Genomic DNA, 25,636 nt, shown 5'->3' with positions numbered 1-25,636 from the left:
TAGTTAGGAACGAAGGAGTCAATATGGAAAGCGTTGCCACAACTGAAGGCGCTCCTCGGCTGGTTTCTACGGCCTCGGCCTTGTTGACCTTGCCGATGCACGTGCCTCATTTGCCTGCTGAAGGTACTTCGGTAACAGCTTCTTCGTCCTCGGCTCTAGTTGGTGATGGCTTCGTGGTGGCGGCCTCGGCTCGGCGACAAGGGGTAGCGGTTTCCCACGCCTCTCCGCTTGGTACTGGCGCCAATTCGCATGCAGTTCGTGCAGCTTTAATCGAAGAAAATATTGATTTGGCGGTAGAGGACATGGTCGGTGATACGGGCATGTCAATCTCACTAATTCAGAGTGATGGTCTGATGACCACCGTTCGTTCCCCCGGGGTGGAAGCTGATCCACAGCTTTCAGATTTGCGTCGAGTTGAAGTTAAGCCGGGTGACTGTGTCTATATTTCTGGAGTCGACTTGGCTGGGCCCGGCTCTGGGTGGGTGCTTTCCCGATGGGCCGAAGAACTCCCCGAGGGCGTGAAACTGGCCCTGTCTTTGGGGGGAGCAATTGAGGACGTCCCACTCGAACTGCTGCATACGGTATTTTCCAAAACGACTTTGCTCACCATGAACGTGCGACAAGGCAATGTGCTAACTCGTCGTTTTAACGGGGAAGATCCACTAGAAGTATGCCGTCGGCTGTTGCCTCCCGAGGCGGCGATTGTTTGGCGTCGAGGGGCAGAAGGCTCCATTTTCCAAGAACATGCAAATGCTCCCTTGCGGCAAACTCCCGCATTCTTGCGCCCGCGAGTGGATACCACCGGGGTGGGGGATACCCACACTGGCGTGCTTATTGCCAACCTCTTGTTGGGTAAACCCATGGCCGAGGCAGTTTTACGAGCAAATATTGCTGCCGCTATTGCAGTCTCCAAGTTTGGCACGGCGGTATGCCCCGAGGCGGATCAAATCGATCGGATTATTTTGCATGAAGGTCTTGACGCCGAGGCCATGGCAGTGGTCTATCAACCGTAAAAACTACCTTTGATACGTTGCCGGACACAGCTAGAGATGGGCTGTGTACCTTGGCCTAAAAACTAGGTTTATCGGCGCGCCTTGAACGGTTGCGTGCTCGCCTTCGGTAACGTCAAAAGCACTATGGCTACGCGAAAACCGAAACCAAATACCGGCACTAAGACTGCTGGCAAGAACCAAAGTAAGCGCTCTTCTCTACCCAAAGAAAAATGGGAGGAAGCAAGCGCTGGTAAGCAAAGCAAAAATGCGACGGCAAAACCTAAGATGAATCCGGCGCTTCGCAGAGACGGGCTAGCATTACTGATCTTGGCCTTGTCTTTGATTGTCGCCTTACGTGAATGGTTCCAAATCAGTGGTACTGCTGGCACCGTGATTCACAATGTGGCGGCTGGTTTATTAGGACTCTATTCGGTTTTCCTACCTGCCTTCGGGGTTGGACTAGTCATTGCCCTTTACCGTGGACAATCTCGCCCAGGTGCGATGTCGCATTGGATTATCGGCGCTTTGGGCGTAATGATTGCTTTGACTGGTATTTCGCATGCCGCTCAAGGCGGTCCAACCATTTCGCAAATGCCGCAAATCATGGCTAGTGGCGGCATTCTTGGGTGGTTCTTCGCGCACCCACTTTATGTCCTTTTGTCTGCTTGGGGCGCCATCCCCTTAATGGCTATTTTTGGAGTCTATTCGCTCCTGATCGCCACGAATACTCCTTTCTCAGTGGCTTGGGAAAACACTCGTAACCTGTTCGCCAAATTTACTTCCCGAGGCCGAAATAGCGAGGACAATGAAGGGGCAGGTGCCCAGCGGCTTGATCACTATGATGGCGACGAGCCCTTCCGCTCACCGCAAGTTGCCGAGTATGAAAACCAACATGGCTGGAGTGAGGACTACTGGGAGAACCAAGAGGCCCAAGGTAATGCGCAGGCAGCAACTACGACCTTTGAAAAACCAGCGGAAAAAACTGGTAGCACTTGGCTAGCTAAGTTCAAAGAAAAAGCGAGTGGCTTAACCAAGGGTACTAAGACGAATGAAGCAGCTGGCGCGCCCGTTAATCCCAATGCCGGACTCGAAGGGAATACTGGGGGAGCGAACCCGGTAGGGGCTCCTGGCTATCTGACCAACCAGCCGATGATGGCAATGCCCGCTTATGACCCTAATGCCATGCGACCGGTTGGCTACGATCAGAACGGAAATCCGCTCTACGCGGCTCCGGTTTATCAGCAACCAACCGGCACTATGCCAACCATGGCACCTGCTGGATACCCAGCGCCGCAGTACTATCCCGCCCCCGCGCAAGCTGCCCCAGGAACCTATGCGCCAGCCCCGGTAAATGATGATCCTGAGGCCACCACCGCCTTACCAATTTCCGGTGGTGCGCAAAACGTGCCAGTAAATCCAGCAGCTAGTCCGACTCCGTCCTTAGCAAAGCAAACGTCGACCGAGGATTCAACAGAGCAAGTTGCGGTAACTACTAAGAACGAACCGGAAGCCACCGGTAACGTAGCTACTCTTGCGATCCAAGAGTTCGATGATAGTAACTACCAGCTCCCGAGCGCGGACTTTTTGGTTAAGGGTGCTCCGCACAAAACCCGTAGCGCCGCAAATGAGCAAGTGGTCAACGCCCTTAAGAATGTTTTTGAAGAGTTCAATGTTGATGCCGCTGTTACTGGCTTCTCCCGCGGGCCGACGGTAACTCGATATGAACTTACCTTGGGTCCTGGGGTCAAGGTCGAACGCATCACCGCTTTGTCAAAGAATATTGCTTATGCAGTAGCTAGTGCTGACGTCCGTATTCTTTCCCCAATCCCTGGTAAGTCTGCCATTGGTGTGGAGATTCCTAATTCAGACCGTGAAACTGTGGCTTTGGGCGATGTTTTGCGTAGCGGAAAGGCCCTCGCTAATACTCACCCGCTCACAGTTGGCGTTGGTAAAGATGTGGAAGGTGGCTATGTGGTCACCAACCTTGCTAAGACCCCGCACCTTTTGGTTGCTGGCGCTACCGGTTCAGGTAAGTCATCTTTCGTGAACTCCATGATCACTTCCATCATGATGCGAGCCACGCCAGAACAAGTGCGACTAATTCTGGTTGATCCTAAACGAGTTGAACTAACAATCTATGAGGGAATTCCTCATCTAATCACCCCGATTATCACGGATCCAAAGAAAGCAGCGGAAGCACTTGAATGGGTAGTGAAAGAAATGGATCATCGCTACGACGATTTGGCCTTCTTTGGCTACAAACATATCGATGATTTCAATGCCGCTGTTCGAGCAGGCAAGGTGAAAGTTCCTGCTGATTCCAAACGTAAGTTGGTGCCTTATCCATATTTGTTGGTGGTAGTTGACGAGCTCGCCGATATGATGATGGTGGCACCAAGGGACGTGGAAGCATCGATTCAAAGAATCACTCAGTTAGCGCGTGCAGCTGGGATTCACCTCGTACTTGCTACCCAGCGTCCATCGGTTGACGTGGTCACTGGCTTGATTAAGTCTAATGTGCCTTCCCGCTTAGCATTCGCAACTTCTTCGTTGGCCGACTCTCGCGTTATTTTGGACCAGCCAGGAGCAGAAAAGCTCATTGGCCAAGGTGACGCGCTGTATCTCCCGGCAGGGGAGTCTAAGCCACTACGTGTCCAAGGTGCTTGGGTTAACGAATCTGAAATTCAGCAGATTGCCGAGTTCGTAAGGGCACAGGCTAAACCTGACTATCGTGCAGATGTCACCGCACCGCCTAAGACCGCGAAGGTAGCGGAAGACATCGGTGACGATCTTGATGACTTGTTGGCCGCAGCTGAGTTGGTGATTTCTACCCAGCTGGGTTCGACCTCGATGCTGCAGCGTAAATTGCGGGTGGGCTTTGCGCGTGCTGGACGCTTGATGGACTTGCTCGAATCACGTGAGATTGTAGGTCCTTCAGAAGGCTCTAAGGCACGTGAGGTCCTTGTTGGGCCAGAACAATTGCCCACCGTACTGGCTATGTTGCGAGGCGAAAGTGCTCCAGAAGAACCAGCTGCCTCCAGTGCTGATCCAGAAGCTTGGATGGCGCAGAATGAATCTGCCCTCGCATCCTCTGAAGAAGATGGAGAAAGCACCGATGCCTGGGAGCTAACCGGTAGGTGATTTTTCTTCCCTTAGTCCTTGGTACACAATCACTTCCCACGTTCGTCTGCCTAGATTACCGCTAGTGGAAATCGTAACCACCAAGGACGACTTAAGCCCCCACTTAGCCTGTTTATCTTGAGTAAATCGGCAAAGTGGGGGTAATCTTAAAGGGATGAAAACTGTAGCTTCAACCGGCCCCGCATGGATGCGTCCCGTACCAAATATCTTGACTGTATTTCGTTTGGTATTGGTACCGGTACTAATCTGGCTTATGCTGGCTTATCCTAGCTGGCATGATCGGGGAATGTGGGCGGCTTTTTTCGTTTTCTTCGTAGCCTCAATCACCGATAAATTTGATGGTGATATTGCTCGTAAATACAACATCATCACAAACTTCGGCAAAATAGCGGATCCGATTGCAGATAAAGCTTTGGTGCTACCGGCGTTAGCGATCGTAGTTTGGAATTTGCGCAATATGGTGCCGACATGGCTGTTCGTACTTGAGGCTATCTGTGTGCTCTTGATTGTGGTTCGGGAAATCGGTATTTCGATTTGGCGAATGGAGATGGTGCGTCGTGGAAAGGTGATTCCGGCGTCGCGAGGGGGCAAGATCAAAACTGTTGCGCAGATGGGTTTCATCGGATTTTCCTTAATCCCGTGGAATACATTTGCTCCCAATTGGGTTGTAACAATTGTGATTTTCGTATGCGCCATCGGCTTGGGATTGGCTACATATCTAGCTTTAATCTCGGCACGTGATTATTTACGCTAACAATTTGGACACGGTCCTTGCGCAAAAATCTCGCAGGTATGCGAAAATGTTATAAAGTTTGAAGCCGCTACTGTAGCGGTGGATATCGCTAAGAAAGAGTGATGCAGATGGAAAACATGAACTATGGACCCCGCAAAGCTGGGATGTCTGTGAAGTCTGTGCGTGAATACAACCCGGTTTACCGACAGACTACTCCGGTGGTGGCTAAGAAAACGCCGCAACCACCTGTTGCCCAGCCGTTGCTCCGTCGTGAAATCGGTGAGGTCCTACGTTCTCTCCGACAGGCTCAAGGCCGCACCTTACGTGAGGTCTCCGGCTTGGCTCGCGTCTCCCTCGGATACCTTTCCGAAGTTGAGCGCGGTCAAAAAGAAGCTTCTTCAGAACTGCTAGCCTCGATTTGTGAATCCTTGGATGTGCCACTTTGGGTGGTAATGCGTGAGGTATCGGATCGAATTGCCATGGCTGAAGGGGTAACCTTTACCGACATCGTTCCCGAAGATGTTTGGCGGACTGCCCCGGCAGCCTCGTGAAACATTCAGAGTTTCACTTAGCGCTTCATAAAGTTTTTGGGCGGACATATGGTGATTCTCTAGCTGCCGATTTGGTTATTACCCCAGACGGTAAAACCGCCAATGAGGCTCTGGCAGCTGGCATGGAACCTTTCCGGGTTTGGAAAGCTTTGATTATTGCCACCGATTCGCCAGAGGAAGCGCTTTGGGCACATCGACAAGATGAGCGTAAAAAGAAAAATTGAATCTGTGAGTTAAGGCACGCATGGGAAATGGTCCCGTGCGTGTCTTTCACTTTTTCGAACATGTGTTCGGTGTTAGACTAGCTGCGTCCAACCGATATACACAGCATTGGTTATCCACAAAATGTATGTGTTATTTCGGCTACGCCTCAAGGTCAAGCGTAGATTCGACACATCCTTTCGGAGAGGAAGGATGTCTTTAGACCTGAATAACCATCTCGGCGGGGAGCCGTAGCTAACCTAAAGGAGTCCTTTCATGGCTGGAAAAACTAACACTCGCGGATCTGTTCCACAAGACCGCTCCAAAGCACTAGAAATGGCAATTGCCCAAATCGACAAAGCTTATGGCAAAGGTGCCATTATGCGTTTGGGTGAAGATACTCGTCCCCAAGTACCTGTGATTCCAACGGGTTCAGTTGCGCTCGATATTGCTCTTGGGATTGGCGGTTTGCCTCGTGGTCGCATCGTTGAAGTTTACGGCCCAGAATCCTCAGGTAAAACCACGGTAGCCTTGCATGTGGTGGCAAATATGCAAAAACAAGGCGGAAACGCTGCCTTTATTGATGCCGAACACGCTCTCGACCCAGAATATGCCAAGAAACTTGGAGTAGATACCGATAACTTGTTGGTAGCTCAGCCGGATACCGGTGAACAAGCACTAGAAATCGCCGACATGCTAATCCGTTCGGGCGGCGTTGATCTAATCGTGGTTGACTCCGTGGCAGCGTTAGTTCCTAAAGCGGAAATTGACGGTGAAATGGGTGACTCGCATGTTGGTCTCCAAGCTCGTTTGATGAGCCAAGCACTGCGTAAAATCACTGGTGCCCTTTCCGCCACTGGCACTACCGCGATCTTTATTAACCAGCTACGCGAAAAGATCGGCGTCTTCTTCGGTAGCCCCGAAACCACCACCGGTGGTAAAGCTCTTAAGTTCTATGCTTCTGTGCGACTCGATATTCGTCGGATTGAATCACTTAAGGAAGGCGGTCAGCCGGTTGGCAACCGTACTAAGGTTAAGGTCGTCAAAAACAAAATGGCGCCACCATTTAAAGTTGCCGAATTCGATATCCTCTACGGGCAAGGTATTTCTCGTGAAGGTGGTCTGATCGATCTTGGGGTAGAACTTGGGATTGTTCGCAAATCGGGTTCATGGTTCACCTATGGTGAGGATCAACTGGGTCAGGGCAAAGAAAATGTCCGTCGCTTCTTAGTTGACAATCCCGATCTTGCAAATGAAATTGAACAAAAGATCTTTGCGGAAGTCGGTATTAATCGGATTACCTCGCCGAATGAAACTGTAGAGGAAACAGTGCCGGCAAATAAGTCTAAGAAGGCAAAGGCCGCGGACGCTAACGAAGATGCCGGTTTCTGAGGCTGGTAAAAAGCGGATTGAGCGAAATGCTCAGCTTTCCGACGAGCAAGCTTTTGTAGAAGCCCGAGAGTACGCCCTTCGACTGTTAGACATGAGGGCGTATTCCAGTGGGGTAATCGCCCAAAAGCTTGCTCTGAGGGGCTACCAAAAGCATATTTGTGAGCAAGTAGTATCTAGACTAATTGCTGCCAAGATTTTGGATGATAATGAATATGCTCAGATGCTGGTTCGTTCGCTTCACGAATCTCGGGGGCTATCTCGTCGAGCACTTCGCACTGAATTGGTGAAGAAAAAACTTTCAGCTCAGGCAATCACCGCGGCTTTGGAACAGTTAGATCAAACTGATGAACAAAATGCGGCTCGGGCGGTAGCTTTGAAGAAGGCTCGCGCTACTATGGGTTTGCCCTATGAGGTGCGGCTAAGGCGCATGGTTTCACAATTAGCCCGTAAAGGTTACGGTGGTGCTACTGCCTTCGCTAGTGCAAAATGGGCACTAAGCGAGGTCGGAGAGGATTGCGATGCAGGAGAATGGGACTAATCTCGTCGCTGGAGAATTTAGCGCAGGTGGAGAATCTGGCGATGTTTTGGCTTCCGCGGATTTAACTGCAAAGATTTGCGAGCTTTTTGCCAAGGCTAAGAGCCGGAACTGGTCTATTTCGTGTGCGGAGTCTCTTACTGGTGGTTGGTTGGCTGCTGTGCTCACGTCGGTACCTGGTGCTTCTGAGGTATTTGCCGGTTCAGTCACCACCTACCAGCTAGCCCAAAAGCATCGTTTGCTTGGCCTTTCCGAGGACTTCCTAGCTGAACAAGGGCCATACAATCATCAAACCGCTGCTCAGATGGCTGAAGGCTGTAACCAACTGTTTCAAACGCAACTTGCCTTAGCCACGACCGGCGTGGCTGGCCCTGGTCCAGATGGTCAGGTGTCTGCTGGATCGGTATGGGTAGCGGTAGCTACTTGCGATCAGACGCAAACTTGGGAATATCATTTCTCTGGGCAGCGTCAGGAAGTTCGTTGGCGCACAGTTCAACAAGTGGTCGATAGGGCACTGGCCACTTTATCTAGCTAGAATAACTACTTTCGATTCAAATCCCTTTAAGATAGATGGCGATGACTAAGCAAGAATTACCTCGGACCTATACCATCCGTACCCTCGGATGCCAGATGAACGTACACGATTCCGAACGTATGGCTGGCCTTTTGGAAGCTGCCGGTTTGGTGGAAGTATCTCGGGTACCAGAAGCTGCCGCCCGGGCCACCGCTGCCGGAGACGGCGGTGCGGATGTAGTCGTAATTAACACCTGCTCGGTGCGTGAAAATGCTGCCACCCGTTTGTACGGCAACCTTGGTCAGCTGCTTTCGGTTAAACGCGATCGCCCAGGTATGCAAATTGCTGTTGGTGGTTGCTTTGCCCAGCAGATGGGGTCGAAGCTACTTGATAAGGCTCCTTGGGTTGATGCCGTATTCGGGACTCACAACATCGACGTTTTGCCAGTATTGCTCGAACGCGCTCGCCACAATCAAGAAGCCGCAGTTGAACTCGAAGAGTCGCTTAAGACTTTCCCCTCGACCTTGCCTACTAAGCGCGAAAGTGCTTATGCTGCTTGGGTTTCCATCTCAGTTGGTTGTAACAATACTTGTACCTTCTGTATCGTCCCGCATTTGCGTGGTAAGGAACGCGACCGCCGTCCAGGTGACATTTTGGCTGAAGTGCAGGCGGTGGTTGACCAAGGTGCGATTGAAGTTACCCTTTTGGGGCAGAACGTTAACTCCTACGGGGTTGGCTTCGGCGACCGTGAAGCATTTGCTAAGCTCTTGCGCCAAGTAGGACAAATTGAAGGTCTCGAACGGGTGCGTTTTACTTCGCCACACCCAGCTGCCTTTACCGATGATGTGATTGCAGCGATGGCTGAGACTCCCACTGTAATGCCTTCATTGCATATGCCTTTGCAGTCGGGATCAGACGCTGTCTTGCGTCAGATGCGCCGTTCTTATCGCCGTAAGAAGTTTGAAGGCATTTTGGAACGGGTACGTGAGCAGATTCCACACGCCGCCATTACCACCGACATTATTGTTGGTTTCCCTGGTGAAACGGAAGAAGATTTCCAACAGACTCTTGAAGTAGTTGAAAACTCTCGTTTCGCATCGGCCTTCACCTTCTTGTATTCACCTCGTCCTGGCACTCCGGCGGCAGACCGCGAAGACCAAGTTCCAGAAGAAGTTAAGCACGAGCGCTACCAGCGTCTAGTTAAGCTACAGGAACGTATTTCGACTGAGGAAAACCGCGCCTTAGTAGGTCGGGAAGTCCAAGTTTTGGTGGCCGAGGGCGAGGGCCGTAAGGATGAAGCCACCAGCCGTATTACTGGACGCGCAGCTGATAATCGTCTAGTCCACGTGGCTCTTCCGCCTGAGTTTACTGGGACGATTCGTCCAGGTGACATGGTGACAGCAGAAGTAACCTATGGTGCGCCACATCATCTAGTGGCAGATTCTGCCCTCTCGGGTGGTAAGTTCGAGGTCCGTGCGACGCGTGCTGGTGATGCTTGGGCTGACCGTGAAGCCAAACTGGCTGAAGCTGAGGCGGAAGCTGCTTCAACGGCAGTGGGACTGGGAATGCCTACCATTAAAGTTCGTTCGAACTAGGTAGCTATGATTCTGGGGATTGTCGGTGCCACCGCTACGGGGAAAAGTGCTCTTTCCATTGCTCTGGCAAAGCGAATTGGTCAGGCCCAGATTATTGGGGCTGATGCTATGCAGCTATATCGTGGCATGGACATTGGGACTGCTAAGCTTTCGGTAGCTGAACGTGAGGGCATTATTCACCATCAGCTAGATGTGCTGGAGGTGACCGAGGAAGCTAGCGTTGCTGCTTATCAACGAGAGTCTCGACAAGATGCGCAAAATATTCTCTCGCAAGGGGATGTGCCCATTTTCGTAGGCGGCTCAGGCTTATATCTGCGCGCTGCGTTAGACGAATTTGAATTTCCTGGGACGGATCCGCAGGTCCGCGCCGAAGTCACAGCGGAACTAGAGGCCTTAGGCTCTCACACCATGCACAAAAAGCTGGCTGAATTAGATCCCATTGCGGCAGAAAAAATTCCGCCGCAAAACTCTCGGCGAATTATTCGTGCCCTTGAGGTCATTCGTTTGACCGGAAAGCCTTTCACTCCGGCATTGCCTGCCTACACTTATCATCAAACCCCGACTTTACAGCTTGGTGTTCGCTGTGAGGCAGAAGTGGCTAAAGAACGCATTTGGCAGCGTACTAAAACCATGTTTGACCAGGGGCTAATTGCTGAGGTTGAGGCGCTAATTCCGTTAGGGCTAGAGCAAGGGAAAACTGCCAGTCGAGCAACTGGTTATGCCCAAGCGCTTCAAGCAATACATGGGGAATTAACGATCGAACAAGCCCAAGAAGAAATCAGTGAAGCTACTTGGAAATTGGTAAAGAAACAGGACAAGTGGTTTAAACGTGATCCGCGGATTAAATGGCTTGATTCGACCGATCCCGATATGGACAGACTCACGCAAACAGCCTGGGAGTTATACCAGCAGGTAGCGGTTTAGAAAGAGGACAAATGAGTACGAATACGATCATCCTGTACAAAATGCACGGGATTCAGAATGATTTCCTTTTTGCCTTACGAACCCCCGAGCTACCTATGCCCACCGAGGACGAAATCGCTCGCTGGTGCCATCGTCGCGCAGGCATTGGAGCGGACGGTTTCGTCCTCGTAACTCCCTGGGAACTAGCGCCGACTGAATATCAGGCGCAAGTGCAGGAAGCAGCAGCCCGAGGGTTGAAACTTCGCTGGTTTATGGACTACCGCAATGCTGATGGTTCGACTGCTGAAATGTGTGGAAATGCCGTGCGTTGTTTTGCCCATATTTTGCGTACTCAGCAGTGGGATCAGGGCGAGAGCCTCGATGGGGAAGTTGCTTGGGCGCTAGGTACTAGAGGTGGTTTGAAAGTTATTACCCAAGTAGGTGATGACTACTCGGTCGATATGGGGGTGGTCACCAGATTTGAACAAGAAATTTCGGTTCGCGTGCCCGGCATCGAAGCAGAACTATCAGGAGTCTACCTAGTTGCCCCTAATCCGCATTTGGTGGTTCCAGTTTCTGCCGAGCAACTTGTAAACGCTCAGCTAGCTTCTGTTTCGCAAGAACAATTACCTCTTTCGCAACAGATTACAACTGAACCGAACCTGCCAGCCGGGGTCAATGTAGAACTTGTAGTTCCGACCCAAGATAAGCAGATAAAGGTACGCGTATACGAACGCGGTGTGGGGGAAACTCAAGCTTGTGGCACGGGGGCTTGTGCCGTTGGTACTTGGTATCAGCTGGAGGAATCATTAGTTGAAATGCCCGGTGGCACCTTGCGAATTCAAGTATCACCCTTGGCTACCGCGGTAGCTGGTCAGGGTAGTTCCTGGGAACAGCGTCCTGCTGGACAGTATCGCTCAGCTAAAGTTACTATGACCGGCCCAGCCGAATTAGTCGCTGAAATTAAGATGCCTCGAAGCTAAGATTTTGGCTATACCGCCTTAGCGGGACGGACGGCCAAAATCGAGTAGCCCTTTTTGGACTTGAACTTTTCAGCTTGCCAGCCTTCAGATTGTAGCCACTTGAGAAGCGAACCTGCACCCAGATTATTACCTACCACTAGGTAGGCGATCCCTGTGGCTGAAAGATAAGGCAACCAAGTTTGTAAAAGTTCGTGTAGTGCCTCTTTCCCAATGCGAATTGGGGGATTGGACCAAATGGTTTCAAACTTGAGACCAGTGCTATCCAGTTTCGCTTGGGCTTCTTCCGGAGAGGCGACTTCAACCTCGAATCCGGCAGCTTGGGCATTTCGTTTAGTCAAATCACGGGCGCGTTCATTTACATCAACTGCCCACACTGGCTCGTCGACCTCGTTCGCCAATCCCAAAGTGATAGGTCCCCAACCACAACCGATATCTAGTGCCGGACCCTTTGGGGCTGGCGCGTATTCAAGCAGGATGGCTGTAGCCGGATCTAACTTAGTTGCCGAAAAGACTTTCGGAGCAAGTTGAATCTGATAACTTCGCTTTCGGATAACAACCTGTTTGGTAGTCATTTCAGCCGAAGTTGCGGCCTTAGTCGGGGTAAAATAGTGTTCACTCATTAGCTATAAATTTAGCGTGCTCTTTGAATCTGAGCGCGTTATAACCAGAAAATATTGTTCGGAGCTCACTTGACAAACGAAAAAGACCAATCCCAAATCGAAGGCCAAGACCTTGCGGCTCGCATCCTGGCTAGAATGGGAACCGCCCTACAATCCACTGACTCTCAAAAAGAGGAGAGCAGCAGCGGGGCAATGGATCGCGAAGAGCGTGCTCGGCTTCGTCGCGTCGATGGTCTTTCTACCGAATTGGAAGACGTTTCCGAGGTCGAATACCGAAAAATTCGTCTGGAAAAAGTAGTTCTCGTTGGGGTCTGGACCTCTGGCACCGCCGAAGCAGCTGAGGTTTCGTTGCGTGAGTTGGCAGCACTGGCAGAAACCGCAGGTTCGCAAGTGTTAGATGCGGTCCTGCAGCGACGTCAGACTCCGGATCCGGCCACTTACCTGGGAAAAGGTAAAGCCCATGAGCTGAAAGAAATCGTGGCGGCTTGTGGCGCCGACACAGTTATCGTCGATTCTGACCTAGCCCCTTCACAGCGTCGTGGATTAGAAGACGTAGTTAAAGTCAAAGTTGTTGATCGCACGGCCCTGATCTTGGATATCTTTGCTCAGCATGCAAAGTCACGGGAAGGCAAAGCCCAAGTTGAGCTGGCACAACTTGAATATCTCTTGCCTCGTTTGCGTGGTTGGGGTGAATCTATGTCCCGCCAAGCCGGTGGTCGTGTGGCCGGCGGTGCTGGGATCGGTTCTCGTGGTCCTGGTGAAACCAAGATTGAACTTGATCGTCGTCGAATCCGCATGCGTATGGCGAAACTACGTAAAGAAATCGAAGCGATGGCTCCTGCGCGTAAAACCATGCGACAATCGCGCCGCACGAATAAAGTGCCGTCGGTGGCGATTGCCGGCTACACCAACGCGGGAAAATCTTCCTTGCTTAACGTTTTGACCGATGCTGACGTCATGGTGCAAGACGCCTTGTTCGCAACTTTGGACCCGACTGTGCGTAAAGCCAAAACGCTTGAAGGTCGCGAATACACCTTAGTTGATACGGTTGGCTTCGTTCGCAATCTGCCTCACGAACTGGTTGAGGCTTTCCGCTCATCCCTAGAAGAAGTAGGGGAGGCCGATCTGATCTTGCATGTACTTGATGCGGCCCATCCTGACCCTGAAGGCCAGGTAGAAGCGGTCAAGACTGTGCTGGCAGATATTGACGGCGCCAGCGAGATTGAGCAAATCATTGTGCTCAATAAAGCGGACTTGGCAGAACCGGAAACTTTGGCTCGGTTGCGTTCTAGATACCCGCTTTCCGTGGTGGTCAGTGCCAAGAGCCAAACCGGGATTACTGAGCTAAAAGAAATGATTGCCGAGCACTTGCCAACACCGGCTAAGGAAGTGCGTGTGCTAGTGCCTTATTCTCGGGGCGATCTGCTTTCTTTGGCTCATGAAACCGGTGAAGTGATTAGCACCGAACATACCGCCTATGGCACAAAGCTACATGCTTTAGTCGACGAACATCTCGCCGAAAAGTTGGAGCACGCCAGTGAGTGAGAGCTCGCTAGAAATCCTTAGAGCGGTGGTGGCCAAAATGGGTGGCGCTAACCGTGATGGTCAGGAAAAAATGCTGACCGAGGTCGAAAGTGCCTTCCAAGATGACCATAATCTATTGGTGCAGGCTGGTACCGGTACTGGTAAATCTTTAGGGTATTTGGTACCTATGATTCATGCCTGCGCCAACGGAGAAAAGCGTGGTGTAATCTCAACGGCCACCTTGGCCTTGCAACGTCAGATTTTTAATCATGATGTTCCATTGGTCAACCAGGTATTTCAAGAAAAAATGGGGTACCAAGCGGATGTAGCTCTGCTAAAGGGATGGAATAACTATGTCTGCCAGTACAAGCTGTCAGGTACGTTTTCCGAGGCCGATGCCCTTTTCGCTTTGACCGACGCGGGCCAGGCCGATAGTGCGGCGCCCTCGGCCATGGGTGAAGAAATCTTGCGAGTTCGGCAATGGGCCAAAACCTGCAAAACCGGTGACCGTGATGAACTTGAGCCGGGTGTCAATGACCGTATTTGGCGTCAGGTCTCTTTGACTCGACGTGAGTGTGTCGGTGAGGATTGCCCATTTTGGGATCAATGCTTTGCCCAAGAAGCTCGGGCTAAAGCGGCGGAAGCCGACGTCGTTATTACCAACCATGCCATTTTGGGCATTACTGCCACCACTGACTCTCAGGTGCTACCGGATTACGACTTATTGGTGGTGGATGAAGCTCATGATCTGGCTGGAGCAGTCCGCAATAGTGCCACGGTCGAAATCACTGGTAACGCTTTGTTGCAACTGCATCGTCAGTTTGAAAGACAAGGCGTCGAGGGCGTGGAAGACATGTCAAATGTGGTTGATAGTCTTAACCAGGCCATGGGGCAAATGGAACCGGGTCTGATTGAAACCGGTGGGCCAAAGAACTTTGGGGCGGCTTTACAGGTTTTGTCCACGATGGTTTCGAAGGCGGCAAAAGAACTTAACACCAAGTCACGTGAGGGCGGAAGTGCGGCCCTAAATCTCGTTAAAAATACGGCAGCTGATATGGCAAGCGTTTTGGAGTTTGCCACCCAAGATGATCCTACAGTAGTTCGCTGGATCAGTCTTGATCGTGACCAGATCCCTCATTTGTATGCGGCTCCGCTCCATGTGGCCGGTAAACTGGCGAACCGCATTTGGTCAGAAAAGACCGCAGTACTCACCTCGGCTACTTTGCAAATCGGGGGAACTTTTGAAAATTCGGCTAAAGCAAGTGGGATTGCTTTAGCCGAGAAACCTTGGCAGGGAGTCGACGTGGGATCGCCTTTCGACTACCGAAAACAGGGGATTTTATATGTGGCGGAGCATTTGCCGCAGCCAGGTCGGGAAGGGCCGAGTGAGCAGGCCTTAGCTGAGTTGGTCGCGCTTGCCCAGGCTAGTAATGGTGGGGTGCTTGGCCTTTACTCATCTTTCAAAGGGGCTCAACGTGCTGCCGAAATTATGCGGGAGAAAACCGATTTGGAAGTGTATTGCCAAGGGGAAGACGTGATTCCGACCTTGGTACGTAAATTTGCCTCCCATGGCAATGCTTGCCTTTTCGGTACTCTCTCGTTATGGCAAGGTGTAGATGTACCAGGTTCGGCTTGTCGTCTAGTGGTAATTGATCGGATTCCTTTTCCCAGACCTGATGACCCGATGATTCGTGCCCGTAACCGCGCAGCCGAAGAAAAGCGGCAGAATGCTTTTATGCAGGTTTCTATCCCTCATGCCGCACTATTGCTAGCCCAAGGGGTGGGCAGACTACTTAGACGTAGTGATGATCGTGGAATGGTGGCAATTCTCGATCCACGCATCCGTACCCGACAATATGGGACCTTCTTAGTGCGTTCCTTACCTGACTTTTGGAAAACTACTGATCCGCAGTTGGCAAGGGATGCCCTGAAGCGACTTTCTGCAGTGTGACGCATACAATGGTTTAGTAAACATTTGCTCGGCAAAATGGAGGAAACATGTCAGCACCAGCCAAAACTTTGTACCCTGCTTCGAAGAAAGAACGAAGCAAAATTGCGATCATCGGCGCGGGTGCCGTTGGTGCCACTTTGGCTTATGCCTGTGTGATTGCCGGTCATGCCAGTGAAGTTGTGCTTTACGATATTAATAAGGCAAAAGTTGAAGCTGAAGCTCTTGATATTGCCCACGGTATTCAGTTCACACCGATGAGCTCGGTTAGCGGCTCTGATGATATTGAAATTTGCCGCGATGCTGACGTGGTTGTGATTACTGCTGGAGCAAAGCAAAAGCCAGGCCAGACCCGCTTGGAATTGGCTGGAGCGACTGTTGGTTTGATGGAAAAAATTATTCCGTCGGTATTGGAAGTCGCCCCAAACGCGATCTATATTTTGGTCACTAACCCTGTTGACGTCGTTACTTATGTTTCCCAGAAAATCTCGGGATTGCCCTTCAATCAAATGTTTGGTTCAGGCACCGTGCTCGATACCGCTCGTTTGCGCTGGCTAGTTTCTAAGGAAACTGGGGTTGCTGTCCAGAACATTCATGCTTATGTCGCTGGCGAACACGGTGACTCGGAAGTGCCATTGTGGTCTTGTGCTGAGATCGGTAACGTACCACTTCGTCACTGGGGACCCACCTTGAGTGGCGGTTTGTTCGATAATGAACTCCGCGAACGCATTCGTGAAGATGTGGTTCAATCCGCTTATCGCATTATTGAAGGTAAGGGAGCAACAAACTACGCGGTCGGTTTGGCGGTCACCCGTATTATTGGAGCGGTCCTGCGTGATGAACAGCGAGTACTTACCATCTCTACGCGACTAGAAGATTGGGAAGGTATCTCGGACGTTTGTATGGCCGCCCCAACGATTGTTGGTCGACAAGGTGCTGGTCGGGTGTTAACACCACCGCTAACTTTGGCCGAACGTGACGGGCTAACTGAATCCGCTCAGCGTTTGCGTCAAGCTGCACGCGACCTAGGATATTAAAACTAACGTGTTGTGGGGGTGAACCGGTTTCGGTTCACCCCCACAACACGTTTAATAACCGACTATAAAGATCGTAGGACTGAGACGACCTTACCCAAAATGGTTGCATGATCAGCTGGGATGGGGGCATATTCAGAGTTACGAGGCAGTAACCAAGAATGTCCGTCACGTTGCGACCAAACTTTCACGGTGGCCTCTCCGTCGATCATGGCGGCTACGATCTCACCACGTTCTGCCACATTTTGTCTGCGAACTACTACCCAGTCTCCATCGCAGATGGCGGCATCAATCATTGAATCGCCCGAAACTGAAAGCATGAAGAGCTCCCCGCTACCAGTTAAGCGAGTCGGCAGCATAAAGGTATCTTCTACCGCTTGTTCGGCTGTGATTGGCACACCTGCAGCAATCCGGCCCACAAGTGGTACGGGTGTTGCATCGTGAGAAAAGTAATCAACGTAGTCTAAGCCTGGTGGGTTTATCTGTGCACTGGAGTTGTCATTGGTAGTTGGCGAAGTAGTTGTGGCCTCATCTTGAATGTTAGCAATAGTTTCACTGTGATCTGAGAAGTCGGGATTATTGTTCCCTGCCGACCGAGGAGGATAGGGGTGAAGCACCTCAATGGCGCGGGAAGTATTACCATGACGCTTAATATAGCCAGCATCCGCCAAAATCTTAAGGTTGTGCTGGACCGATGAGGGGCTATTTAAACCAACCGCATCGCAGATTTCCCTAACTGAAGGCATATAACCTTGCGATTCAACAGCAGACGAGAGGTACGCCAAGATCTGCCGTGGTCGATCCTTTAGATCAGATCCATCGAAACTGGCGATATCTGGGCTCATGGTTTTCCCCCAATGCATAGAAAGTATCTCTAGTTAGCATAGAGCAAAAAGCTTTATAGAACAAGTGTTCGAAATAACGCGTGTCGAACGCTTGTTCGACTTGCGGTATTCTCTAAAAATAGATATTGTACAAATGTTCGATGAACAAATGTTCGAAAAAAGTAGGAGAATACAATGAGTGCATTGCTAGCAAAGCCATCTACTTCAGCAGCCCGTGCGCCAAAAACTCGTAACCGTAATGGTTTGCGCGTTGTCTCCAGCACCGTTTCTACTAAACCTAGGACTGGCCGGACAGAAGCTGCTTCAACTGCAAAATCGATGGCTTCTGTTACCTACCTAGCTCCGGTACGCGCTGAAAAGGCTGCAACTAGAATTGCTGAGCAAGCCAAGCGTAGTCGTCAGGCTAGTACAAATCAGGCAGTGCGCCCATTGACTTCTACTTCTGGTGCCTCCTCGTCTCACTTGCGCCAAATGCGGGGAGGCTACCAGGCGAGCATTTCGAAACAAGTATCGTCGCAGGATGATTTAGCTCAAGCTTCGTTTGCTAGTGTTTTGTCTGAATTGAACTTAAACGCACGTACCATTCGTCGTTTTGTGGTCCAACTTTTGTTGCTTCTCTTCCTATCCACTCTGGTTGTCGCATTTATTGTCTGGGTGATGAGTGATAGTCCCTATGCGGGAACTACTGGAGCCTACTTTGTGGAAGCAGGCGATAACCTCTGGCAGATTGCCCGTCATTTCTCTCAAGGTCGCTCGGTTGAAAGCACTATGTCTATTATCCGTGAACTTAATCAGCTTTCTGGTGACACCTTGGTAATTGGTCAGCAACTGATTGTCCCCGCCGGTTAACTAGTTTTTTCTGTACTACTGCCCACCATTTCGCTTTGTGGTGGGCAGTGCCAATTGTTACAGGCGAACAGTCCACTTGGGATGGCTGTCTGCGCTAAAATAAGTGCCTACTCTTGAATGAAAGGCCAGCGCTATGTATTGCCCATTTTGTCAACACATGGATTCTAAAGTAGTTGACTCTCGGACAGCCGATGATGGTACCTCGATCCGTCGCCGCAGGGAATGTCCCGTTTGCAAGCGACGTTTTACTACTTTGGAAACATTTTCCCTTTCCGTGGTCAAAAGATCTGGTGCCGTTGAATCATTCTCGCGGGCTAAAGTTGTCTCTGGAGTTCGTAAAGCGTGTCAGGGGCGGCCGGTATCTGAACATGACCTAGCGCTTTTAGCCTCTCAAGTGGAAGAGCATCTTAGAACTTCCGGAATGGCGATGATACCTGCGGATGAAGTTGGCAAGGCGATTTTGCCTTTCTTGCGTCGCTTAGATGTGATTGCCTATCTTCGTTTCGCTTCGGTTTATTCTGGCTTCGATACCTTAGAGGATTTTGAAGCAGCGATTGCCGAAATTAAAGCTGAAAAGTCTGAATAGTTAATTCTGACTATAAAAGGGTCTTGGGGTAAGACGATTCTGTTCGTCTTACCCCAAGACCCTTAAAGTAGGTACCAGTAAGTTTGAGCTCTATAGCTCTTTGGGCTCGCCCTTTTCGCTCGTTTCGGTTGCTAGTTGAGCAGTAGCATTACCCGATTCTTCAGTTTCCGACTCGTTTTCAGCGGACTTTGTGGCCACTTTTGCTGAACTTAATAGTTGATCTGCGACGGCACGGGTTTGTTCGCTAACAGTCCGGATAGCATCTACCGCAGTTTCTTGCACACTAGCCCAACTGGCCTCCACTCCTGCTTGTGCCGCAAGCAGTTGCTCGCGCACAGAGCGGCGTAACACTTTCCCAACTTGGGAACGGGGAAGCTCTGGAACAATCTCGATTCGGCGCGGCAAGGCATAATGTGAAAGGGTTTTTTCGGCCCAAGCACGAACTGTCTCCAGATCTACCTTGGCGGTCCCATCGGTGACGATTGCCGCCACAATCTGCTCGCCCGAGGACGCGTCAGGCATACCAACTACTGCCACGTCTTCCACGCCAGGCATTGATCGCATCGATTCTTCGACCTCGGATGGATAGACATTAAAGCCGCCAGTAATAATTAGTTCTTTCTTGCGGTCAGCCATGACGATGGTATTGTTTTCTACCTTGCCGATATCGCCGGTTCGCAGCCAACCAGCAAACATGGCATTCTCCGTTTCCTCAGGTTCTCCCAAATATCCCTTGAATACCTGCGGGCCACGAACCAAAATCTCGCCTTTTTCTCCCCATGGAACATCATTTTCCGGATTTTCGGGGTCGACGATTCTCACTTCGGTCGAAGGGTAGGGGATCCCAAGTGTTGATGGCTGGCGATCAGGGGAGACCGGATTTCCCAAAAGGATGGGGGAGGCTTCGGTCATGCCGTAGCCTTCGATGATGTAGCCGCCAGTAAGGTGTTCCCACTCGGCAGCAATCTTTGGATCTAATGCCATTGCGCCTGACAGGCTGAAACGAATCGAGGAAAGGTCGATGGGAATTTCGCTAGCTTTCACTTTCGCGGCCATTCGCTTGAACATGGGGGCAACCCCAGGGAAGAAAGTGATGGGTCGACGACGTTGTCCACTGATAATCATATCCACGTCGAAAGTTGGGAAAACCATAATGGTAGCGACCATTCGAACCGCCGCTAACAGAGACAGGGTCATCCCAAAAGCATGGAAGAAAGGCAGGGTTGCTGCGAATACTTCCGCCCCTTCATGTAGGGTCGGCACCCAAGCAGCAGACTGTTCGGTATTGGCCAAGAGATTTCGATGGGTTAGTTCCACTGCCTTAGGGGTACCAGTGGTACCACCGGTATGCAACAAAACTGCTGTCGACTCGTTATCAATGCGAATATCTTCTTGATGTTCCTTTGCAAACTTAAGAAGCTTTTCGAATTGGGGAACAGAAGCTGGTACTGCCTTGACTGGGCGTAGCTTTTCTCGTTGTTTTTTAGAAGCCGAAAGCGGTAGTTCGACAACGAATCGGGAGATAGCCGGAAGCGCAGCCACCAAGTTGACGGTTATGACCTTAATGCCATGCTTTGCTGCAATGGGAGCAATCTTGTCAAAAGAATTTTCCCAGACAACCAAAACTTTACCGGCATGACGCACAATCTGTTGTTCCAGTTGAGCGGCGGGAGCCAGCGGGTTGTGTTCTGCTACGGTGGCCCCAAGTTTCATGGCCCCATAGAAGGCTACGATGTGCTGTGGACAGTTGGGGAGTACTAAGCCGACCACATCACCAGCTTTGACGCCGGCTTGGGCAAAAACGGTAGCTGCTCGTCGAGTCTGATCTAGTAGTTGCGCATAGGTAGTTATGGCCCCCAAGAAATCTATCGCAATTCGATTTGGATAGAATTTAGCGGCAGTTTCCAACAAAGGATAGATCGAGTGATCGGGGACCGAAATTTCGGTTCGAGAGTTGGGCGCATAAAACTTTCTTAGCTGCGCGGTTAGTTCGTTAACCATTGGTCCTCCTTAGCACCGGCACTAGGAGAAGTATAGGTCATTGCTGACAGTCCCTCTAATTCGATACCGACTTGTATCACCCGCAATTGTTGGGTCGAACGAGTCATGGCAACGAACAAGTCACCGGCACTCAAAGCCAGAATCTGGTGTGGATCAAATAAAACTACCTGATCAAACTCTAATCCCTTGGCAGCCTGCGGGGTACAGATCTGTAAACGAGTATCGCCCTCGTTCAATAATTGTGTCCAAAGTGGCAGATTGATTTCTGTTTCAGGCACGATTAAACAGACTCGACCCGCATCAGGGCTGGGCAGGGCAGCAAGCGCTTCATGAACCTGTGTAACCGCCAGTTCCAAAGCTGAATCTTTTGAAGTTGGCGGGCAAACGATCAACGCATCTTTTCGATCGCGTACCGCTTTCAGGGGATAGGCGAGCGCACGGCCAGTTGCTTCGAAAACCTCAACTGCCGCTTTAAGAATACTGGCCGGTGTGCGATACGAAGTTTCTAGTACCACTTCAAGTTGCAGGAATTTAGCAGCTGGGCCGAGCACCTTGCGCCAGGTACGTGCTCCATGATCGATTCTTTGCTGATCGAGGTCGCCCACAATGGTGAAAGAGCGGGCAGGGCAGCGACGCAAAAGGGCTCGCCACATCATAGGTGAGAGTTCTTGGGCTTCGTCAACCACAATGTGACCATAGGTCCAGGCGCGATCACGTCCGGCTTGCATGGCGACACTACTTTCGCTCTCTTGTGCTTGCTGCCGAGAAGCCAACATTTCGGCACTGACGATTCCAGAAAGTTCAAAGCCGGCCGAAAGCACACTTTCGGCGTGGGCTAAACGTTCAGCCGCCTGAGCTCCAGCTTGTTTCTGATTTTGCTTTGGTAATTCTCCTAAGAGATGCGCGGCTTCGTCTAGTAAAGGAATGTCGGCCTCGGTCCATGGTGCATGCAATGGCCGCAGGAGTTGTTCAATCTGGGCTGGTTTGAGAGTATGGGCCGCGTGACTTAAACGTTTTTGGTCGGCAAAGAGCCTAGAAATAAGAGATGTGTTAGTGCATGGCAACCAGCAAAGATTGATTACTCGTCTGATTTCTAGGTTTGCTCGTAGGTCGTTTAACACCCATTGTTTTTCTTCCGCACCATCATCTGCTTGGCGCATTTCTTCCCACATTTGGTCCATAACGCTTTGGGCGTAGGTTTGCCAAGCTTGGTTATGAGGTTCGCCGGTACTGCGAGCTTCTTTTTGTGCCTCTTGGACCATTTGCGGGGTAAGTTTTGCTTGATAGTTCCCCAAACGCCAAGTATAGGTTTTGGGCAGGGGACGAACGAGGGCGCGAATCGCCCGTGCAATGAAATCCTGCCAGCGAATCTGGCCCTTGAGTTTAGCTACCGCTAGTTCGTCGGTGGCCGTTACCTTGATACCTGGTAGGAGCGTAGCCGGAGTTCGGGCCACTACACCAGTTTCACCTAAAGAGGGAAGTACCTTTTCGATATAACGCAAAAAGGTTTGTGATGGGCCGAGTAAGAGCACTCCCGATTTTTGCAATCGTTTATGTTCGGCATAAAGCAAGTAGGCTGCACGGTGCAATGCCACCGCCGTTTTGCCGGTACCAGGACCACCTTGGACCACAAGAACGCCCTCGGAACTGGCGCGAATTACTTTGTCTTGTTCGGCTTGAATCGTGGCGACGATGTCGCGCATATGGTCTGAACGAGCGGCGGTCATAGCCGCTAAGAGGGCACCTTCTCCCTGCAAGTTGGTAGTTTTTGAACCGTTGGCGGTTAACAGTTCGTCCTCGACTGCAATTACTTTGCGCAGTCGGGTACTCAGGTGCCTGCGCCATTGGACTCCTTGCGGGTGTAAGGCGGTGGCTTGATAGAAAGCGGCGGCTGCAGGGGCTCGCCAGTCCATTAACACTCTTTGATTGTGTTCGTCTTGTAGGCCAACTCGTCCGATGTAACGATCGGTTCCGTCGTTGTAGTGTAGCCGGCCAAAAACTAGCCGGTCTTCGACTTGTTCGAGCCGGGCCGCTTCATCCCCGAAATGGTTAGCAATGGCGTCACGTTCGGAACGAGCTTGATGCGTTCCGTACGCCCCAGCAGCAGCGATTTCTGCTTGCCGACGACGATAGAGCTTTCGGGTAGCAACCAGCACCTGGTAGGCACGGTCAACCGCTTTTTGTTCTTCGGCGATTGTGTGGGTGGCTTGGTCAGTGCTCTGATTGGAAGTCACAGTTACTCCACATGTGATAAAAAATGGACAATCTATTTTCCCTGATTAGGTGCGCCTTTGTTTACTAGCACGCTAAAGGCGAATTGTTTTTGACACGGCGGTCCAATCTGGCAAGGAAGCTGAAAATATCCGATAATGGATTGCTTAAAAGACTTTCGCAGAGAGGAGGGGCAGCATGGAACTAAGTCAACTATTCGCTTATGGTTCTCAAAAGGACGCTAAAGCTGATGTTTTGCTGCACCATACTCACGGTGCGATGGATGCCGGTAATGCCTGCTCGTTAGCGGTTCATCAGATGCGTAGCGCTACCATTATCGGGCGGGTTGCTACTTTTAATCGAGATGAGTTAACTGACTATCGGGCCTCTCGTCCACAAGCAGTGATCCAAGGTAAAACTCTGCGGGAAATTGACACTCGTTCTTTGGTGCTTGATTTGGCCACCGATCTGGATGGTCGGCAGTTTTTGTTGCTTCATGGTCCAGAACCTGATTTTCGTTGGGAAGCGGTGAGCGAGGCGGTTATTGCTTTGGCTAAGAAGGCGGGAGTTAAGCAAGCAATTTCATTGCTTTCAGTGCCTTCCACCTTGCCGCACACTCGTCCTATGTTGGTCCAACAGATTGACACAGACTTGCAAGGGGTAGTCCCCGGTCACGAGGTGGAGGGAATCTCTTCTTTCCCGTCCTCGTTATCTCTTTTCCTTCAAGGACGGATGGCACAAGGCGGCCTTGATGCGCGCGGCATTCTAGTTTCAGTGCCTTATTACCTAGTTGAATCAGACTATTACCCAGGCGCTGCACATCTATTACAAGGTCTGAAAGAAATGGCCAATTTGTCGCTCCCAGTAGGGGATCTGACTGCAGCTTCCTATGTCATGAAGGATGATATTTCTGAAGCACTAGAAGCGAATCCAGAGATGCAGGATTTGGTTCGTTCTTTGGAAGATAGGTTCGATAATAACGAGGACGAACTCCCAGAGAACCTCAAACTGGTAGAACAAAGCGCGCCACTAACGATTCCGACAGAAGAAGAAATTGATCGCAGCTTAGAGAATTTCTTTGCTTCTCATGAACAGCGTCAGCGTCGCGAAGAGCAGGCCGATCCGCAAGAACCTTTGGGACCTCGACGGTTACGAGCACGCGCTCGGCGACAAGCGGCACGCAAAGCTAAGGAAAATGCTCAAAGGCATCGTCTTGGGGGCAAAATTACTAATCCATCGACCTTGAATAATCAGGAGCGTTTGGATAATCCTTCCACCTTGGAAGCCGATAGCCAGACTTCGCCTCGGGCTATTGCAGAAAAGTTTGAATTGGAAAATCCCGCTGCTTCTATTCCTACCGAGTCAGCCAATGAACAACCCAAGGTAAATCCGCCTCGGATAATCGAAGTGGTTGCCGATGATGAAACTGCTAGTGAAGTTGTTGCCCAGGCGAAATCTGAGGATTCAAAACTAGATAACTCTAGTGATAAGAACTCGCAAAACATAGATGCTGCTAGTGAGCGAGCAACCGAGTCAGGCACTGCCAAGGATCGTGAGTCGAACGACGCTCAATCTGATGCTGGTTCTCTAGAGGATTCTTCGGCGACTGACTCTAAGAAAACCGAGGGCGACGAAAACTAGCTCCGGAGCCATTTATCGGTGATTTTTCGCCCGATAATATCTACCGGAAGCGGTAGTTTGCGTAAGCTGGTGGCAATTTCTTCTCGTGGTAAGGGCACTTTAGCTCCGACAAAGATGATATTGCCGCGTCGATTTCCCCGAGCAACCGAGTTCGGGGCGATCGCCAGTACCTCGGGAAAATACCTAGACAGTCGTTGATACTCGGTTTGGGCCCCTAAAGTTCCTGGTCGTGACGCACAATTTACAATGAGAATCCCCAGATCGTTAAGGATGCGCGCATAGTGGGCAACGGCCTGCTGATCGGTGAGGGATGCGGGGGTGGTGTCGAAACTGAAAGCATCTCTGACAATGACATCAAAACTTTGATCTTTTAAGGTAGGAATTACTTCGGCGGCATCCCCGGCTCTAATCTTTAGTTGTGGGGCTTTTGGCAGGTCGAACCACTGACGGACCAGTTGGGTCAGCTTTTCATCAATTTCTACCACTCGATGCTGTGACTTTGGATGAGTATGTGCCCAAGCTCGCGCTAGGGCGCAACCAGCTCCGCCAAGATGCAAAACTTCTAGTGATTGGTCTGGTTTAAAGGCGGCAGAAAAAACTGCGTCGGCATATTGCATGTACTCGAAGTCAAGAATGGTCGGATCGCTAATATGCAGGCTGGAGGATTCCACTCCATTGACGTAAACCAAAATTTGTTGATCGACTTTTTCGAGTCTGACTGTGCCGGTTGAAATCTCTATTTCTTCTGCCGGTAGTTCATGCCAACGAATCATTCCTGCTGTTTTAGCCATATTGATAACTCTAGCTGAAATGGGCGCAGGCAGAAAAGTAGGGGAA

The 25,636-nt window shown here is 50.8% G+C and carries 22 protein-coding genes; 17 read left to right on the top strand and 5 right to left on the bottom strand.

Translation table 11 applies throughout. The features are described 5' to 3' along the window. The first annotated feature begins 23 nt into the window (after positions 1-23). From BK816_RS05830 to dapF, 11 genes are all read left to right on the top strand, one after another. Positions 24-1,013 carry a PfkB family carbohydrate kinase gene (locus BK816_RS05830; protein ID WP_071164336.1) on the top strand — a complete coding sequence of 330 codons (990 nt, stop codon included), beginning with the start codon at positions 24-26 and terminating at the stop codon, positions 1,011-1,013. 123 nt (positions 1,014-1,136) lie between these two features. Then, positions 1,137-4,133, top strand: a complete 2,997-nt coding sequence (locus tag BK816_RS09655; RefSeq protein WP_236842302.1) for an FtsK/SpoIIIE family DNA translocase — start codon at positions 1,137-1,139, stop codon at positions 4,131-4,133. A gap of 154 nt (positions 4,134-4,287) precedes the next feature. After that, on the top strand, positions 4,288-4,887 hold the full coding sequence (gene pgsA / locus BK816_RS05820) for a CDP-diacylglycerol--glycerol-3-phosphate 3-phosphatidyltransferase (RefSeq protein ID WP_071164335.1): 600 nt from the start codon (positions 4,288-4,290) through the stop codon (positions 4,885-4,887). 197 nt (positions 4,888-5,084) lie between these two features. Beyond that, complete coding sequence (locus BK816_RS05815; RefSeq protein WP_071164955.1) at positions 5,085-5,417, top strand: helix-turn-helix domain-containing protein; 333 nt, start codon at positions 5,085-5,087, stop codon at positions 5,415-5,417. Continuing rightward, positions 5,414-5,641 (top strand): DUF3046 domain-containing protein, encoded by a 228-nt coding sequence (locus BK816_RS05810; RefSeq protein ID WP_071164334.1) that lies wholly within the window; start codon positions 5,414-5,416, stop codon positions 5,639-5,641. Before BK816_RS05815 ends, BK816_RS05810 begins: the two co-directional genes overlap by 4 nt. A gap of 253 nt (positions 5,642-5,894) precedes the next feature. Next, entirely contained in the window at positions 5,895-7,010 is a 1,116-nt protein-coding gene (gene recA, locus BK816_RS05805) for a recombinase RecA (RefSeq protein ID WP_071164333.1), read from the top strand. After that, the gene (locus tag BK816_RS05800) at positions 6,997-7,548 is read left to right on the top strand and encodes a regulatory protein RecX (RefSeq protein WP_071164332.1); all 552 of its coding nucleotides are present in this window, start codon (positions 6,997-6,999) and stop codon (positions 7,546-7,548) included. Before recA ends, BK816_RS05800 begins: the two co-directional genes overlap by 14 nt. After that, positions 7,529-8,080 (top strand): CinA family protein, encoded by a 552-nt coding sequence (locus BK816_RS05795; RefSeq protein ID WP_071164331.1) that lies wholly within the window; start codon positions 7,529-7,531, stop codon positions 8,078-8,080. The genes BK816_RS05800 and BK816_RS05795 overlap by 20 nt, the downstream gene beginning before the upstream one ends. Before the next feature lie 35 nt (positions 8,081-8,115). Continuing rightward, positions 8,116-9,654, top strand: a complete 1,539-nt coding sequence (gene miaB / locus BK816_RS05790) for a tRNA (N6-isopentenyl adenosine(37)-C2)-methylthiotransferase MiaB (RefSeq protein WP_071164330.1) — start codon at positions 8,116-8,118, stop codon at positions 9,652-9,654. A 6-nt stretch (positions 9,655-9,660) separates the two neighbouring features. Then, positions 9,661-10,578 carry a tRNA (adenosine(37)-N6)-dimethylallyltransferase MiaA gene (miaA, locus tag BK816_RS05785; RefSeq protein ID WP_071164329.1) on the top strand — a complete coding sequence of 306 codons (918 nt, stop codon included), beginning with the start codon at positions 9,661-9,663 and terminating at the stop codon, positions 10,576-10,578. Between the two features lie 11 nt (positions 10,579-10,589). After that, positions 10,590-11,540 (top strand): diaminopimelate epimerase, encoded by a 951-nt coding sequence (dapF, locus tag BK816_RS05780; protein WP_071164328.1) that lies wholly within the window; start codon positions 10,590-10,592, stop codon positions 11,538-11,540. Between the two features lie 8 nt (positions 11,541-11,548). Here dapF and BK816_RS05775 read toward each other — a convergent pair whose 3' ends face one another. Further along, positions 11,549-12,160 (bottom strand): class I SAM-dependent methyltransferase, encoded by a 612-nt coding sequence (locus BK816_RS05775; RefSeq protein WP_071164327.1) that lies wholly within the window; start codon positions 12,158-12,160, stop codon positions 11,549-11,551. A gap of 69 nt (positions 12,161-12,229) precedes the next feature. Here BK816_RS05775 and hflX point away from each other — a divergent pair, with 69 nt between their 5' ends. From hflX to BK816_RS05760, 3 genes are read left to right on the top strand one after another with little or no spacing between them, the layout of a single operon-like run. Next, positions 12,230-13,705, top strand: coding sequence for a GTPase HflX (gene hflX, locus BK816_RS05770; protein WP_236842301.1), 1,476 nt, complete (start codon positions 12,230-12,232; stop codon positions 13,703-13,705). Then, positions 13,698-15,635 carry an ATP-dependent DNA helicase gene (locus tag BK816_RS05765; RefSeq protein WP_083379105.1) on the top strand — a complete coding sequence of 646 codons (1,938 nt, stop codon included), beginning with the start codon at positions 13,698-13,700 and terminating at the stop codon, positions 15,633-15,635. The genes hflX and BK816_RS05765 overlap by 8 nt, the downstream gene beginning before the upstream one ends. A 47-nt stretch (positions 15,636-15,682) precedes the next feature. Then, positions 15,683-16,669, top strand: a complete 987-nt coding sequence (locus BK816_RS05760; protein ID WP_071164325.1) for an L-lactate dehydrogenase — start codon at positions 15,683-15,685, stop codon at positions 16,667-16,669. Between the two features lie 62 nt (positions 16,670-16,731). Here BK816_RS05760 and lexA read toward each other — a convergent pair whose 3' ends face one another. Continuing rightward, entirely contained in the window at positions 16,732-17,511 is a 780-nt protein-coding gene (lexA, locus tag BK816_RS05755) for a transcriptional repressor LexA (protein ID WP_071164324.1), read from the bottom strand. A gap of 174 nt (positions 17,512-17,685) precedes the next feature. Between lexA and BK816_RS05750 the strand changes: the two genes are divergently transcribed. Both BK816_RS05750 and nrdR read left to right on the top strand, forming a co-directional pair. Next, complete coding sequence (locus tag BK816_RS05750; protein WP_071164323.1) at positions 17,686-18,360, top strand: LysM peptidoglycan-binding domain-containing protein; 675 nt, start codon at positions 17,686-17,688, stop codon at positions 18,358-18,360. A 133-nt stretch (positions 18,361-18,493) separates the two neighbouring features. Continuing rightward, positions 18,494-18,946 carry a transcriptional regulator NrdR gene (gene nrdR, locus BK816_RS05745; RefSeq protein WP_071164322.1) on the top strand — a complete coding sequence of 151 codons (453 nt, stop codon included), beginning with the start codon at positions 18,494-18,496 and terminating at the stop codon, positions 18,944-18,946. Positions 18,947-19,036: 90 nt separating this feature from the next. Here nrdR and BK816_RS05740 read toward each other — a convergent pair whose 3' ends face one another. Both BK816_RS05740 and BK816_RS05735 read right to left on the bottom strand, forming a co-directional pair. Next, positions 19,037-20,947, bottom strand: a complete 1,911-nt coding sequence (locus tag BK816_RS05740; protein ID WP_071164321.1) for an AMP-binding protein — start codon at positions 20,945-20,947, stop codon at positions 19,037-19,039. Next, a complete protein-coding gene (locus BK816_RS05735; RefSeq protein ID WP_083379104.1) occupies positions 20,932-23,181 on the bottom strand; it encodes a HelD family protein in 2,250 nt (749 codons plus the stop codon). The genes BK816_RS05740 and BK816_RS05735 overlap by 16 nt, the downstream gene beginning before the upstream one ends. 175 nt (positions 23,182-23,356) lie before the next feature. Here BK816_RS05735 and BK816_RS05730 point away from each other — a divergent pair, with 175 nt between their 5' ends. Further along, positions 23,357-24,799, top strand: coding sequence for a PAC2 family protein (locus BK816_RS05730; RefSeq protein WP_071164320.1), 1,443 nt, complete (start codon positions 23,357-23,359; stop codon positions 24,797-24,799). On the opposite strand, the gene BK816_RS05725 is transcribed toward BK816_RS05730, so the two are convergent. After that, entirely contained in the window at positions 24,796-25,590 is a 795-nt protein-coding gene (locus BK816_RS05725; protein WP_071164319.1) for a spermidine synthase, read from the bottom strand. The two genes, BK816_RS05730 and BK816_RS05725, sit on opposite strands and share 4 nt — an antisense overlap. Between the last annotated feature and the right edge of the window lie 46 nt (positions 25,591-25,636).

The organism is Boudabousia tangfeifanii (genome assembly GCF_001856685.1).
Classification (GTDB): domain Bacteria; phylum Actinomycetota; class Actinomycetes; order Actinomycetales; family Actinomycetaceae; genus Boudabousia; species Boudabousia tangfeifanii.
This window is presented reverse-complemented; position numbering and strand designations above follow the sequence as displayed.